Annotated in this window: 9 protein-coding genes; 3 read left to right on the forward strand and 6 right to left on the reverse strand. The window is 44.7% G+C overall.

The window, feature by feature from the left end:
- The first annotated feature begins 29 nt into the window (after positions 1-29).
- Positions 30-899 (forward strand): SDR family NAD(P)-dependent oxidoreductase, encoded by an 870-nt coding sequence (locus tag QVP90_RS19160; RefSeq protein WP_021937325.1) that lies wholly within the window; start codon positions 30-32, stop codon positions 897-899.
- A 98-nt stretch (positions 900-997) separates the two neighbouring features.
- Here the strand turns inward: QVP90_RS19160 and QVP90_RS19165 are convergent, their stop codons facing one another.
- From QVP90_RS19165 to QVP90_RS19180, 4 genes are read right to left on the reverse strand one after another with little or no spacing between them, the layout of a single operon-like run.
- Entirely contained in the window at positions 998-1969 is a 972-nt protein-coding gene (locus tag QVP90_RS19165) for a DUF4466 family protein (protein WP_005928198.1), read from the reverse strand.
- Between the two features lie 25 nt (positions 1970-1994).
- The gene (locus QVP90_RS19170; RefSeq protein WP_165353971.1) at positions 1995-2402 is read right to left on the reverse strand and encodes a hypothetical protein; all 408 of its coding nucleotides are present in this window, start codon (positions 2400-2402) and stop codon (positions 1995-1997) included.
- 23 nt (positions 2403-2425) lie between these two features.
- Complete coding sequence (locus tag QVP90_RS19175) at positions 2426-4267, reverse strand: RagB/SusD family nutrient uptake outer membrane protein (RefSeq protein WP_021937327.1); 1842 nt, start codon at positions 4265-4267, stop codon at positions 2426-2428.
- A 19-nt stretch (positions 4268-4286) separates the two neighbouring features.
- Positions 4287-7364: a SusC/RagA family TonB-linked outer membrane protein gene (locus tag QVP90_RS19180; protein WP_021937328.1), complete on the reverse strand. Its 3078-nt coding sequence runs from the start codon at positions 7362-7364 to the stop codon at positions 4287-4289.
- Between the two features lie 376 nt (positions 7365-7740).
- Between QVP90_RS19180 and QVP90_RS19185 the strand changes: the two genes are divergently transcribed.
- Together QVP90_RS19185 and QVP90_RS19190 are read left to right on the forward strand one after the other, a co-directional pair.
- Positions 7741-8586: a T9SS type A sorting domain-containing protein gene (locus QVP90_RS19185; RefSeq protein WP_021937329.1), complete on the forward strand. Its 846-nt coding sequence runs from the start codon at positions 7741-7743 to the stop codon at positions 8584-8586.
- Between the two features lie 98 nt (positions 8587-8684).
- Positions 8685-10253, forward strand: coding sequence for a PL29 family lyase N-terminal domain-containing protein (locus QVP90_RS19190; RefSeq protein WP_021937330.1), 1569 nt, complete (start codon positions 8685-8687; stop codon positions 10251-10253).
- A 297-nt stretch (positions 10254-10550) separates the two neighbouring features.
- Here the strand turns inward: QVP90_RS19190 and QVP90_RS19195 are convergent, their stop codons facing one another.
- Complete coding sequence (locus QVP90_RS19195) at positions 10551-13688, reverse strand: cellulase family glycosylhydrolase (RefSeq protein ID WP_021937331.1); 3138 nt, start codon at positions 13686-13688, stop codon at positions 10551-10553.
- Between the two features lie 26 nt (positions 13689-13714).
- Positions 13715-15179, reverse strand: a 1465-nt coding sequence (locus QVP90_RS19200; protein WP_288204929.1) for a glycoside hydrolase domain-containing protein, incomplete at its 5' end; no start/stop codon positions are given.

Consider the following 15179-nt stretch of genomic DNA (forward strand, 5'->3'; position numbering starts at 1 on the left):
AGAGTACTCCTCAATAAACAGACTTGACCATGGCAGACAACTATATAGAAAAACAACGTGAGCAGTATGAAGCCAGAAAAGCCGCTTGGGAAAGGGCTAAAAAATATGGCCGGCCGGTAACAGGTACTGCTCAGCAGAATAAACCGGCACCATCGGCCACAGAACAGAAAAAGCGGGCATTCGTCACCGGAGGAGCCGAAGGGATAGGTAGAGCCATTGTAGAAGCATTCTGCCGTGCGGGATATCGGGTAGCATTTTGCGACAGAAACGAAACGGCAGGCCAACAGACTGCAAAAGATACCGGAGCAGTATTCTATCGGGCCGATGTAAGCGACAAAGAGGCCCTTGAACACTGCATGCAACGTATCTTTCTGGTTTGGGGAGACATCGATATTCTTATCAATAACGCAGGTATCAGCGAATTCTCCCCTATCACCGAAACGAGCGTAGAAGATTTTGATAAGATTCTGTCAGTTAACTTACGTCCGGCATTTATCACCTCCCGGTTATTGGCCATTCACCGTAAGTCTCAATCCACTGCCAATCCATTCGGCAGGATCATCAATATCTGTTCAACCCGCTATCTGATGAGCGAGCCGGGAAGTGAAGGATATGCAGCATCCAAAGGCGGCATTTACTCACTGACACATGCGCTGGCACTCTCGCTCTCCGAATGGCATATCACGGTCAATTCCATTGCACCGGGCTGGATACAGAACAATCATTATGAACAACTCCGGCCGGAAGATCACACACAGCACCCTTCAGGAAGGGTAGGCAAGCCGGAAGATATCGCCCGGATGTGCCTGTTTCTCAGCCAGGAAGAAAATGACTTTATCAATGGTGAGAATATCACAATCGACGGGGGAATGACGAAGAAGATGATTTATATCGAATAACATAATACACCTCCATACTACAACAAATATCTCAGACCTCGAAACGAACGTTTCAGATCTGAGATATTTTGTTCCTGCATCGATGAAAACGATCCGCGTTACTTTACAGTATAGCGTTTCATGCTCAGGGTTCCCCCCGGAATCGTCTTCAAGCTATTCAAATAGATAAAAGCCCTGTATTTACCGTCTTGTGTTTCAACCCACATACCTCCTTTATCTTTGAGATTTATAACATAATTGGGCATATTAGACAAGTCGATCGTTTCAAAATCAATATCATCTATATACGTGCCACTATTAGGTTCATCGGTCAAGTGGGAGTCTATCATTCCAAATTCTTTCCGTATCTTGGCATCTCTATTTACCCCCGACGGTAATACAATATCGGGAAGCCACTGCGGATCGGCAGCCGGTGCGGCAAAAGAGTGTCTGAAAGTGCTTTCACGCTGCCACACATATACAAGATCGATCTTATCGGGATTGGCAGCAGCTTCTGTTTGATTGTAAATTTCCATGTCTGCTATAGAGACATAACAATAATCATCATCAAACTTAAGATTACGCTTCATCTCCATCTTAGCGATGGTATACGGTCCCATTGTCAGGGAAACCGTCTCGCCGTTGTCCGCTTTTGCAGAGAAGGTAAAGGCAACCGATTGTCCGCGAGCCGCTTCCGGAATCTTATAATAGTACCTTAACGTGGCCGCGCAAGTATCTACGCAAAATTCTACCTGCGTGATATTATCGTTATTGGTACAAGGATTGCCGACAAGGACAGGTACATCCGCCCCCTCGGCATTCGTGTGATAGGAATTATTTTCCAGATAAGTGCCTTCCGCACCTTTGATGGTCGCTTCAACCTGAGCCGATACGATTTTTCCCGTATGATAAGGCAAAGCCATAGCGTAAGCAAAATAAATATTTTCGCCAACTACATTCGGCCCCAATGTCCTTTTCAGACAATCGTTTTTTAACAATGTATTATCTTCCTCATTGTCACAAGCTACAAAAGAAAAAGACAAACATAACAAAAGAACGAAACCTACAATTTTATTATATTTTTTCATCATCGTTACATCGTTTATTATTAAAGACCTATTTTAGCGGTTGTACGGATACATATACCGTGTATGTTTTACGGACTTGTCTGTTTCCGGAAATCACCGTGTACCGCTTCGGATTGTCCAAATCCGAAAAATCGGTTATACCCGTAATTTTTGGGTCCAGCTTAGCATCCGTCACCAGAGTGAACTGCGGATACAGGTTTCTCAGATCGGTGCCATAGGCTACCACCACGTCAATCGTGCATTCGTCGTTGTCAATCTCGGCATTGCCAATCCTTACAGACAAGCGATCCGTCCCTAACAAATCAAAGTTGCTGACATAGCATTCCTCTCTTCCGGTTATCAACAGCCCGTCTTCATCAACGGGATTTTCAGTACATCCGCTTAACGACAATATCATTAAAAGAATTAAGAATATATTTTTCCAATATGTTTTCATACCCATCATCTGTTATATAGTTATTATCTGTATGGTTTATTCTGAGTCAAATTCGGATTACGGTTACGTTCCGACTCCGGTATCTGGAAAATATAGCAACGTTCATAAGCCAGGTTATTCTGATTCACATAAAATTCGGCAACCTGTGCTCCATACGTATCATACATCTTTACTCCTCTGCCACCGGGTTCGCACCAGACTGTTTCGATCTCTCTCCACCTGCGCGTATCAAATGCACGCTGGCCCTCTCCCAGCAGTTCCACAATTCTCTCCTGCTTTATCGCTTCGAAAAATGCTTCGGGAGTAGATGTCTTACTGGATGCCAACACCGGAAGATTACCTCTGTGACGCACTCTGTTCACCAGCTCTATGGCATAAGGCTGAGGACCGTTTACGGCATTATCCGCCTCAGCATACATTAAAAATACATCGGCAAGACGTATGACAGGCCAATTGAAATCTCCGTCAGCCCGTTCTTCACCGGGATAGTTCCTCACAAACTTCCGGAATACATATCCGGAATTGGTACCATCGGTATTGTAGGACATATAGGTTTCACCATTAATAACTACTTCACTTCCCCACATCTTGTAGATGAAAGGCACCCATCCTGTCACTTTCTTGGACATGAGTCCCTGGCATATTTCATAATCCCACATGACCGACGCTTTCATACGGTAATCCCGGTCCTTATAACTCTCCGGATTCACGGCTGAATTAGGACGGGTACGGGCATCGGGCACAGAAGAGGGATTCAACTTAACCAACGGTACACAGAAGTCACCGGTTATCGTAGACTGATATTTATCGGCAATTTCGAAACGGGGAGATACCCAACATTGTGAGTTTTCAACACTTCGTCCGGCTAAATCCCGCATCAGCTGATCGCCCTGCCCTGTGTTCGTGCCACCGTGATTAAATGCCAGTACAAATTCGGCATCACCGTTTGCCGTAGGCAAAAACAGGTCATAGTAATTGGGCAGCTTGTCGGCTTTTCCCGGCTCGTCACATTCTCCCGGCTCTCCATTTCTGAACAGAGTCAGGCCATAGTCATCAATCACCGTTCTGAAATCTTCGGCTGCCGCCTTATATGCTTTTTGAGCTTCCTCTTCGCTCGGTGTAAACGTATCCAGTTCCGGCCAACCGTAATGGTTCCAGCTTGCCCAATAAAGCAGTACCTTTCCGCGTAAAGCCAATGCGGCAGGTTGTGAAAAACGGCCTTCAACTGTCGCCTTTTCGGGCAATTTCTTAAAAGCATCCAGCAAATCATCCAGGATATGATCCTTTACTTCGGCAAGCGGAGTACGCGGTAAGTTCTCAACCTCCGAATTATCGTACACTCTCCAGTCGATATAAGGCACATCTCCCCACATCATGATCAATCTGAAATAAACCAAAGCCCGCATCAGCTTACATTCACCGATTATGCCTTCCAAGTTCTTGATCGTTTTTTCACTGCTTGCATTAGCTATCATCTTCTCGACATTGTCGATTACATAGTTTACACGGTTGATGCCCCCATAGCAATACCTGTACATTTCGGACCATCCGCCGCCGTAGCCTACCGGATTGATTTCCCAAAGCCCCCTGTAAGCTCTTCCGTCGCGTCCTTTATCGCTCAGGAAAGAGTTACCGCGCACTCTGACAAATTCTCCCATTCCGTCGAGATAGTAGTCCCGGTTAAAAAGCCAGCGTATGTCGGATACCAGCCCGTTCAATGCTGATTCGGCATCGGACTCTGTTTTCCAATAATTAGTAGCCGGCAGATCCACCGTAGGTTCTTGATTCAACAAGTCGGCACAGGAACTGAATAGCATCATCATCCCGGCAATCAAACCTATATATTTAATATAAACTCTTTTCATAATTTCCGCTTTTCATTTATTAAAAACTCAGATTAACGCCAATAGAATAAGATTTGGTGATAGGATACAAATCTTGTGAGTTAGCCGCTTTTTCCGGATCGAGTCCTTTATAACCGGTAATAGTCAGCAGATTTTCCGCCGTTCCATAAATCCGGAGATTCTCTATGAAACACTTTCTCGTCCATTTTTTCGGAAAGGTATAACCGATCATGAGGTTCTTCATTCTTAAATAAGTCATGTTCTGCAACCAGAAATCAGTTTCCGTCTTGTTAGTCACCAATCCTCCCAAACGCGGCCACTCTCCTCCTCTGTTCTCCCACGACCAAGGCTTATTCCATTGATCCCAGTTGGAGGTATAACGCTTGTCCGGCAGGTTGATTTCCGTATATTTGTTGTTCCAGAAGTCTTTACGACCAGCCGATCCTTGAAACAGTAAAGATACATCGATACCTTTCCATCCCATCTGAAGGTTCAAGGCGAAGTTGGTAGTCGGCATATCGCGCTGGAAGTTTGTATAGGCCACTTTGTCATTGCCATCAATGCGTCCGTCGCCATTGGTATCCAGACGGATCACATCTCCCGGAGCCACTCCTTGAGGGGTAGCGTTATAGGAATCGGTCCAGGTTTGAGCCAATCCGCGATCCGGCTGGCTGTATACAAAATGATAAGGCATATCTATGTAAACATATCCTTTATCCAGGAACTCCCCCCACTTCTCAAGGTTCGTACGGTTATAAGAGATATTGAAATTGGCAGAATAAGTAAAGTCTGCAATCCGGTCTCTCCAGGTTAAGTTCGCTTCGAATCCCCGGTTACGGAGCGTCCCCAGATTTGCCATAGGCGCTTCATAAGCACCGGTCAGCAGAATGGACATCTGCGACTTTTGCAACATACCGGTCGTCAGACGGTCGTAATAATCAAATTCCGCAGCGAGTTTTCCATCGAAAAACATCAGGTCCAGTCCCAGGTTGAATAATCCCGTAGATTCCCAAGTCAGATCCGGGTTCAACATTTTAGAATACACAAAACCTTTGGCAATCGAACCGTCCAGCATATAGTTATTCTGATAAAGCACCTCTTGCTGCTGGTATCTGCCAATACCGCTATTGTTACCCAGCTTACCGTAAGAAGCACGGAGTTTTCCGCTTGCCAGCCATTTCCCTATATAAGGCTTCACAAACGACTCTTCGCTAAACCTCCAGCCCAAAGCTGCCGACGGGAAAAAGCCGTACTGGTGTCCCGGTTGAAACTTAGACGAACCATCGACACGGAAATTAAGTTCCAGCAAATATTTACCGTAAGCAGAATAATTGATACGTCCGATATAAGAACGGAGTCCTTCTGCCGAAGAATTACCGGAAGTAGACTGTGTTCCGGACAAGGCAGCATCTATTTCGGAGAGTGACGGATGAATTCTGTCCTGCCTGTAGGACATCTGATAACGGTCGTGCCAGTATTCCTCGCTATATACGAACATGGCATTCAAATCATGGTGCGTAGCAAAAACCGTGTGATAATTCAAACGGGCATTCAACAGAGTTTTGTAACCGGTGCTCGTCTGGTTTGTAACTCCGGCATTCTCCGTAACATATTCCCTGATACCATACGAGTTCGTCTGGAAATTGTAAGAACGGTTGGGGATGTCCGCTTCCTTATAAAATTGGTTATAATACTTCAAACCATAATCCACGCGGGCTACCAGCCCCTTTACGGGTTCCCAGTCGAGATAGAAAGAAGCATTCAACTCCTGTCTGTCTTTCTTCTTCAACTGATTTGTGAAAAAGCTCAACGGATTGAAAGCCTGTGGATCTTCCCCATACGCCATTACACCGCCATAAACATCCAGAACCGGATCATAAGGATAGATACCGGCAATCGCGCTCTGCATATCCAGGTTAGAATCGCTCGTAAAACCATTATCCAGAGCATAGGTGAAATTACTCCAGTTCCCGTCAAAACGGAATCCGGTATTCACATTTTTCATCACCTTATAGTCAAAGTTAAAACGGGCGTTATAGCGGTCGTAGTCATTATTTATCTGTAATCCTTCCTGCTTCATATATCCCACAGATGCGTAGAAGTTCGATTTCTCGCTTCCACCCGTCGCCGATACATTATAATTTTGAATGGAACCCGTTCGCATGATGTAATCCCACCAGTCCGTGTTCGGATACCGCTTGTCGTCAATCATTCCCAATGCCAGCCATTGGTCGATCGTTCCATCCTTAAAATTCTGATTTTCTCCATTCTTGCCGGGATTGGTCGAAGAGGAGATTTGCTGTAAAGTCAAAGCGCGTGGATAATTGGATATAAAATCGTAAGTATTCGTCGGCTTTTCCCATCCATACGATCCGGAGAAGGTTATTTGCGTCTTTTCCAAACCTTTACCCGATTTGGTTTTAACAAGTATTACGCCGTTGGCTGCACGAGAACCGTAAACGGAAGAAGCCGTTGCATCCTTCAAGACGGTTATACTTTCTATGTCATTCATATTTAGCCGGTTAATATCGGCATCCGGCATGTCGTCCACCACGATCAGCGGATCGGCACTATTGATCGTTCCTAAACCACGAATCAACAGTTTGGCAGAATTATTTCCCGCCATACCCGAGCTCTGGCTCACGGACAGTCCCGGCATCAACCCCTGCAAAGCGGAAGAGACATTGGCAACCGAACGGCCGGCAAGGGATTCGTCAACGGAAATTGCAGCTACGGCTCCCGTCAGATTGACTTTCTTCTGGCTGCCATATCCCACAATGACAACTTGATCCATCAATACGGATTCCTCTTCCAGAGAAATATTAATCACGCTTTGACTTCCCACCTTGACCTCTTTTCTTTTATAGCCTACATAAGAGAAAGAAAGAACAGCATTATTATCGGGAACCTGAATGGAATATCTTCCATCGACATCAGTGATGGTTCCAGCAGTAGTATTTTTAATCATAACCCCTACACCTATCAGAGGTTCTCCGTTGGGATCGAGCACTTCACCTTTTATAATGCGCGACTGAGCCCATAATGCAGGACTTAGAGCACATAAGAAAAATAAAACACCAATGATCCGCCTTTTTATATTTTCGTCTTTTGAAATCATACAATTATCAGTATTAGATTCTTTTTTAAATAAATCACAAGCTCTCCGACCCGGAAGATTATCATCTATCACAAGTGCAGTTTATTGAATTCATCGTTTCTTCTACATGTCCTCCTTTCTTTTGTTGACAAACTAAGTTTTCTTTTACCTGTTTACAAAAGTAGCTTCCTCGGAGCTTGTTCCATAGAAGAATATTTCATATTTATAGAAGGATATAATAATCTTAGTTTAGTGGGGTTGAATTTCAGAAAAATAAATGGTTAAAACAATATTCTTCTATAAAAAAATAAGATTATTACATCCCCAAAATGATCTTTTCCATTACTTTGCCCACACCAAAAGGGAACAAATCGTTAAACTCTAAAATTTTAAGATTATGAGAAAGATTACTTATTTTATTGCAGCCTTGGCATTATTAGGCAGTACACAATTTGCAAATGCACAAGAACCGACAACGGCCGCTCCTACTCCGACTTACCCGGAAGCAGACGTCATTTCGTTCTATGGAAAGACTTACGAACCGGCATCAGATCACAAACTGATCCTACGTACAAACTGGGGACTTAGTCCGGATAATTTCGTAGACGATTATATTAATAAGGATGCGGTTCTGCATATGATTAACCTGGAATGGTCCTCATTCTATACCAATGCCGGCGCCACCGTTACCGATTATGACTATCTGCATTTCGATTTCTGGCCGGATCAGGATTGCCAGTTCGTGGTAGGCGTAACCTGGAATTACCCGGCAATGGCAGATGCTTACAGCGAAATATTCGACTTGAAAGCCAATCAATGGAATTCTATCGATCTTCCTATCGAAAACTTCGACTGGACTGCGGAGAATAAGAATTATGTGATCAACGGCTTAAGACTCGGCAGCAGAGACGGTATATACGAACCACTCTCCAAGCAATATGCACCTAATATTTATGTATCCAACATATTCGCTTATAAAGGTTCGCCCACAGGAATCAAGTCTGATAAAGCCAACAACGGTTTAAACATCTATCCTACTGCCGTAACAGACTATATTACAATCGATTCCGAAGAAGCAGTTCAGTCGGCCAACCTGTATGCCATCAGCGGTCAATTGGCCGGCAGCTACAACATGGCAGGAGAGAATCAAATCAACCTATCGGCCCTGCAATCGGGTTCATACATTATTTCCGTGAAGTTGGTTAGTGGAAAAACAGTAAGCAAACACATTATAAAACTGTAAAAAAGACCAGTTTCCATCATTACCTAAAATATCCCGGGATTCAAGCAGTTTCGGGATATTTTCATTTTTAATCTCATCATTATTTAATAAAAACGCTTATGAAAAACCTCATCACCACCACCATTCTTTTATGTTGTACCCTCCTCCTGCCTTCGTGTCAGAACGACGACTGGAAAGAGGAAGTAGAAAAATTGCGCAACGAGCTAAACGTCCAGAAACAGCTGCTCGAAGCATCTCAAAACAATATCTACATCACCCATGTAGCCACTACGGACGATGGTTACACAATCACCCTCTCCGATGGGAGCACCGTTGTGCTGCAAAACGGAATCGACGGCACCGACGGAAGCCAAATTACAAATATCTCGGCCAATGGCGATCAAATGACTTTCAGTTTCAGTGACGGTACACAGATCACGCTGGCCGTCAATAAGTCCGACGTAAATGAAATATGCCTGCCCAGCTATCTGTACATGCTGTCGGATACCAGAAATGACATTTTTGTAGAACCGTTCATAAAAAGATGGTATCCGTTCGATTATAGTGTCCTATTCAATGGAGACTTCTACTCACGCCGGTTGGAACGGGTAGTATCGGTAGACAAACCGGAAAATGACAAGAAAATCATTGCCAACTTATACGAACTCAAAAACTTCACCAGAGTGGCGACTCACTCTTCCAGAATCAGACTGGGAGTAAAAGGTACCGGTAATTCCGAAGTCGTGGCACAAATCATCGGCGACAGCTATACACAAGGTGCCTTTTACAAAGATGCGTTATTGCGAAAAGGATATGTACCGAACCTCAAGCTCGTAGGATTAAGAGACGTAAAGGTTGAAACGGAAGACGATCCGCAGTACACAACCGGGCAATACGACGAAGGACGCAACGGCGCCTGCATGAGCTGGTACTTTGAGGTATTCACGGGAAACAACCGCTATCACGGTTTCATGCATCCGGACGGGGATTTCCGTTATTGGGGATCGACCGAATTCTGGCAACTCTGTTTCCTTGTAGAGAAGGGAGAAAGACCCAACCTGGAAGCCACCAACGGTAAATATGGAAGTTGCCTGTATAAGTTCAACGAAGACGGGTATCTTAAGTCGCCCACAAAAGGGGACATACTATATGACAACGCTAAAAGATCATTCGTCATGTACGATGGCAGCCAATGGGTCAATGTCCAGAAAGATGATTTCACATGGAATTTCGACTATGGCAAATACCTTGCCATGTGGAACATTACCCCTCCCCAGTTCTTAGCGGAAATGCTCGGTCTGAACGATTTCAGAAACAACATCAACGCCGACTTCTCCACTTTCGACAAACAACTGAGAATAGTGAAAGAGTCGTATCTGAAAGCGGTGCCCAACGGCAAGTTTGTGATACTGATCCCTTGCAGCACCTGCGGTACGATGGACAACAAAGACGGGAACTTCACCGTCATGCAAAACTTTGCCATGTGGCGTTTCCGGAAATACCTGATCGACAATTTCGATAAAAAGGAATCCGAAGGGTATTATCTGGTAGACATCGGTATCACGATAGACAACGAAGACGGCTATTACTATGACGAAGAGGGCATGCAGATCTATCAGCCTCATCCCTACAAAAATTATCCTACGATGGGGATCCCACTGGCTGCCTTTATTCAATATCATCGATAAAACGGTTCAACTTCAACTCAAAACAAGTACACGAATCTATTTTTCGACAGAAGAACAAAAGAACATATTTCCTGCATAGCTTTTACAGGTATTTTATTTGTTCTTTTGTTTGAAAAATAGTAATTAGCTCATGGCTAATCAGTTTTGAAGCCTCAATAATAAGTCGTTCCTATCTCTATCAATCTTTCATTAAAAAAGAGACGCAGCACCTTTTCAATAAGATGCTGCGTCTCTTTTGTCTATCTGTCAAGTATGGAAATACAGCCGTTGCCCGGCTGTATTTCATTTCATCATCAATTACATTTTCACAATCTTACGGTTCACCACATTACCGTCTTCCAAGCGGACAGTTACTAAGTAAGTACCCTTGCCCAATGCTTCGAGGTTCAATTCGATGTTAGTGCCCTTTTCATTTCGCTCGCTTACTTTCTGGCCTATCATATTGAAGACAATCACCTGTTCGATTCCGCTTTCAGAAGTAATCTTCAAGTTATCTTTCACCGGATTGGGATAGAGTACGATGGCATTGCCGTCAGCATTGGTTTCCACCAGGGAAGAAGGAATACTGGTATCAAAATCCTTGATATATTTCTCCATAACCTTCATGGTAGATTTCTCTGTACAATAATCCTTGGCAGGTTGTACAGTCAGCGTATAAGCATCGTACATCGATCCACCGCACCAATAAGTAGAGGTAAGCTGTTTCTCTTTCAGATAAGCAAATACATTATCGATCAAGTCCATATATCTCTCGTCACCTTGCGCATGTCCATTATAAGGAACTCCGTATTCGCCCAACATACCTTTTTTGTTGTTCTTTTCCAACCAGGCAATAAAAGGATCGATACGTTGTTTGTAGATCTCTACATTTCCGCTAATCTCCTGATCGTAAGAATTTTTATAGGTACCCGTATTGTTCTTGTCAAAGTAGGTATGTGCCTGATAAACGATCTTATTGACCGGATCGACCAGATCTTTCAGTATGTCGCTTGAACCTTCCCAACCGGCAGCACTGGCATAATTCTTACCTTCGATTACTATTTGTGCTTTTGTATCCACCTCACGAATCGCATGAATGGCAGCCTGATAATTATCAAACAGCGTATTGATGTTAATGCCTTTGGGCTCGTTCATCAGGTCGTATCCCCAGATATTCGTATAATCTTTAAACTCAGTAGCAATCTTCTTCCACAGGTCGGCAAAATGCTCTTTGGTCAGCACCACTTCATCCATTGCTTCCCAATCTCCCCAAGTGTTTTTGGCAGAGTCCCATACCTTGCGTCCGGCAACTCCATATTCATACAATACACCGTCAATATTCCGTTCGCAGTAGTCGTGCATATCCAGCATAACCCACATACCTAATCTTTCCGCTTCTTTCACAACAGCGGCCAACGCCTTGATATCCGACGTATTACCGGCATCATAATCCAGTTCTCCTCCAACTTCGTGTTGCAAACGCGGAGCACGGAACGGGATACGGAGCAAACGTATGCCTTTCGCCTTGAAATAATACAAATCCTCAAACTTAGGATACAAGTAATCGTGTCCGAATGTGCCCGGATTACTTCCACCGGAAGCAGAAGCTAAATTCACTCCCAGATAGGCCTGTTCCATCGGCGGCAGAGTGCCCGGTGTGGAATCCTGAATCGGCTGATCGCACTCGTCCACATATGGCTCGGTTACTTGACCCGGACGGATAGGATCGCCCTTATAACCAAAAATATTATCTACGTAAATATCCTGGGTAGGATAACCGCCCACTTTCAAACGGATCACATATACACGGCTCAAATCGATCTTGTTTTTGAAATAATCCATCCCGAAGCTGACGGAAGTCCATTCGCCTTGCTTCACTTCCAACAAAGGAGCTTGCGCCACCTTATTATCCTTGTCGTTGATCCAGATACAAACGCTAACCGGTTTGTTGTTTTCATCCAAAGCGCCATTCTGATATATGCTTAAGTGCAAATAGTCCATTTGGGATAAATCCATCACGTCACTGTTCTTATGCACTTTGAACGGGAAGAGATCCCACGACGTAAGTTTTAATGTTTGGTTACCTGCTACAATTTCTACAAATTCATCTTTCTGCTTCGCATTTTGCCCCCAGTTTCCGGCACTTACTATGCCAAATTCATCTTGGTATCCCGGCTCTTCGTACTGTTCGCAGAAAATAGAAATAACATCGGACTTATCTTTGGTAAGAACAGGAACAGTAGTAGGATCGGGAACCGGTTTCGGATCGTCCGATTCACTCTTGTAAGCATAAACGTTGTCTACATACAACAGCTTACCGGTCGAGCCTTTACCACCACGGCGGAATCTGATCATATTGGCAGCTCCCGTCCACTTGCTGAGAGGTATATCGATGGAGATCCATTGTCCATGCCATCCTTTGTCCGTAATATTCAGCCAGATACCGGCATCATTACCGTTTCCTCCAAAATCCGTCAGGGCAAAATCAAATTCACCGATTCCCTGATCATTGCCCGGAGAAAATATATCCAGATGCAGCATGTCCACTCCCGAAAGATTCGGTGAGCCGATGGAAACATTCGCCTTACTTCCATTCACGATGTTATCGATCTTGAATACCTGATCCTCCGTATCATTAATGGTAATGAGGGATTTCACTGTTTTCTGATCGCCATAATCGCTTTGTGCATAATCGAACTTACCGTCGCCATAGTGATCGCTGAAGAAGTTGAATACATTGGCGGCAGCTACCTTCGGCGTCGGAGCGGAGATCAAAGGAACATCCGTAGTCAGGTTGGTATTACCATTGGCCACAATCTTCACATCCGACTCCGGTTCAACCGCTTTGCCGTATGCATAAACATTGTCCACATAGACAATTGTGCCGGGTGCTCCCTGTTTTCCTTTTGCAATTCGTAACACATTGATTTCGGCCAGGTTCAATCCTCCGTTTTTAAATGTGCTCATCGGTATGTCTATCGAAATCCACTGGTCGTACTCCTGCTTCGTATCAAAGTTGTACCACACATTGCAAGATACTGTCTTGCTCCAACCGCTTACCAGATAAAAGCTAAACTCGCCTATTCCGTTTTCGGAAGGAGAATATACATCCATATGAAGATACTCCATATCGCTCAAATTACATGTACCCAAGGCTATCTGGGCATTGTGCTGCAAAGAACCGGTGGACAGACCTTCTATTTTAAGTACCTCGTCCGCAGCTCCGAAAGGAGTAACAATCGTTTTGGTAGTCAAAAATTTATCGCTATTCCAGTCATCATAGTCTATCTGGAACTTTCCGAACTTCTCCGGATAAGCGTCACTGAACATTGCCTTCACATCATTCGCCGCCCGTGTTGGTGTCGGCGCCGGGCTAACCGGTTGGGCCAGCATCATTTGCCATCCACATAGCATGGTTGCCAGGACAAATGCAATCCTTTTTGTCTTTTTCTTCATAATACTTAATTTTAGTTTACAATCTATTATTGAGTTCTCAAATATTTCATCAATACTTTCATCTGCGGCTTGTCTTTCCGGTAATTGTCCTCCGGATGAACGGAAAGAATATACCTGTTCCATCTGGCACCGGCCGCCCAATAGGTACCGTTCACGCCTTCCGCACTAAGATAGGCCAGGAAATTGTCCAGACATTCCAGCCAGCGCTCATCGTCTGCCGGAACTCCGTATTCACCGACAAGCCCGCGAAAATCATTCTCTTTCAGCCACTCCACAAAAGGCCGCATACGCTCCACGCCAATGTACGGATGTGCTTTTTCTTCCTCATACGAACGGCGGTAAATGCCCGATCCGTCTTCATCAAAGTAGCAATGCGCTTCGAATATCAGATTGCGTGACGGGTCGCGCAAGTTCTTCAAATCATCACTGACCAGTTTCCAGCGTTCGGCAGAACTCCAATGATTACCACCCACCACAATGGCATTCTTCGCATCATTTTTGCGAATGGAGTCGATGGCTGCCTGTGCAATCCCTACCCACGGAGTAGAAGCCAGCATATCATGCGGTTCGTTGATCAGGCCGTAGCCGTACAGGCCTTTGCAGTCTTTCAATTCTCTGGAGATCGATCCCCAAGCCGATGCAAAATGATCGATCGAAAGGCTGTCGCCTATGATACGGTCCTTACCATCGTCCTTACGCCGGCCGTAATTGTGCATATCGATCAATATCTGCATGTCGCGCTTATCTGCTTCGGCCAATAAGAATTTGATATAATCCATCTCTTCCCGGTTCAATTCTCCGTATAACTTACGCTGTATGCGTTCCCATTTGAAAGGTAATCGAATCAAAGTGAGTCCTTTGGACTTCCAGTAGTCCAGCTCGTCCGTAGTCGGGTAGTGATAATCTTTATTAAAGCGCCCCACTCCCTCCATCTTTTTGTGGAAGAACTCCGCCCCTGCCAGATTCACCCCGAACGGTTGCGGCTCTCTTCTGCTTGCTTCAAAAGGAGAGATGCTCCACTGTCCCGGTTTATCCGTCAAGTGATAGACAATCGTAGCGCCTTTCGCAATCTCGGCATGGCGTATCCATGTCCGGTCCAGCAGTTTTCCGTTCAGACTGACAGACTCTATATAATTGGCTTCGGGAGTCGACTTAACGGTTTTAATATCTATTTTCTTGCCATTCTCCATTGTCAGCGTCACCTCCGAAAAAGCCGGAGGAAGCAAATAGTAGAAATCCTGTCCGGCATTGGGAAAGAAACCGATCGATGTAAAGATGTACCATGCCCCCATTGCTCCGCTATCTTCATTCTCCGGATAACCGGTAGCCCGGGAGAAGTGGTTTTTCCGGATAAAATCTACATATTTGGCGGTTTGACCGGGACGGTCGCAGTGGCTGAAGATAAAGGGAGACAGGAATCCCGGTTCATTGTCCAGTTCGATCAACTCTTTTTCGAATCCATAAGTAAGCCTGTCTGCCATCGCCTCTTTC

Origin of the sequence: Bacteroides sp. CAG:189 (genome assembly GCF_000432295.1) — a bacterium.
GTDB classification, from domain to species: Bacteria; Bacteroidota; Bacteroidia; order Bacteroidales; family Bacteroidaceae; genus Bacteroides; species Bacteroides salyersiae.

Bases quoted from the DNA above. Each gene is read 5' to 3' on its own strand.
- QVP90_RS19160 (WP_021937325.1), top strand. From the start codon at position 30: ATGGCAGACAACTATATAGAAAAACAACGTGAGCAGTATGAAGCCAGA.
- QVP90_RS19170 (WP_165353971.1), bottom strand. From the start codon at position 2,402: ATGAAAACATATTGGAAAAATATATTCTTAATTCTTTTAATGATATTG.
- QVP90_RS19165 (WP_005928198.1), bottom strand. From the start codon at position 1,969: ATGATGAAAAAATATAATAAAATTGTAGGTTTCGTTCTTTTGTTATGT.
- QVP90_RS19180 (WP_021937328.1), bottom strand. From the start codon at position 7,364: ATGATTTCAAAAGACGAAAATATAAAAAGGCGGATCATTGGTGTTTTA.
- QVP90_RS19175 (WP_021937327.1), bottom strand. From the start codon at position 4,267: ATGAAAAGAGTTTATATTAAATATATAGGTTTGATTGCCGGGATGATG.
- QVP90_RS19190 (WP_021937330.1), top strand. From the start codon at position 8,685: ATGAAAAACCTCATCACCACCACCATTCTTTTATGTTGTACCCTCCTC.
- QVP90_RS19195 (WP_021937331.1), bottom strand. From the start codon at position 13,688: ATGAAGAAAAAGACAAAAAGGATTGCATTTGTCCTGGCAACCATGCTA.
- QVP90_RS19185 (WP_021937329.1), top strand. From the start codon at position 7,741: ATGAGAAAGATTACTTATTTTATTGCAGCCTTGGCATTATTAGGCAGT.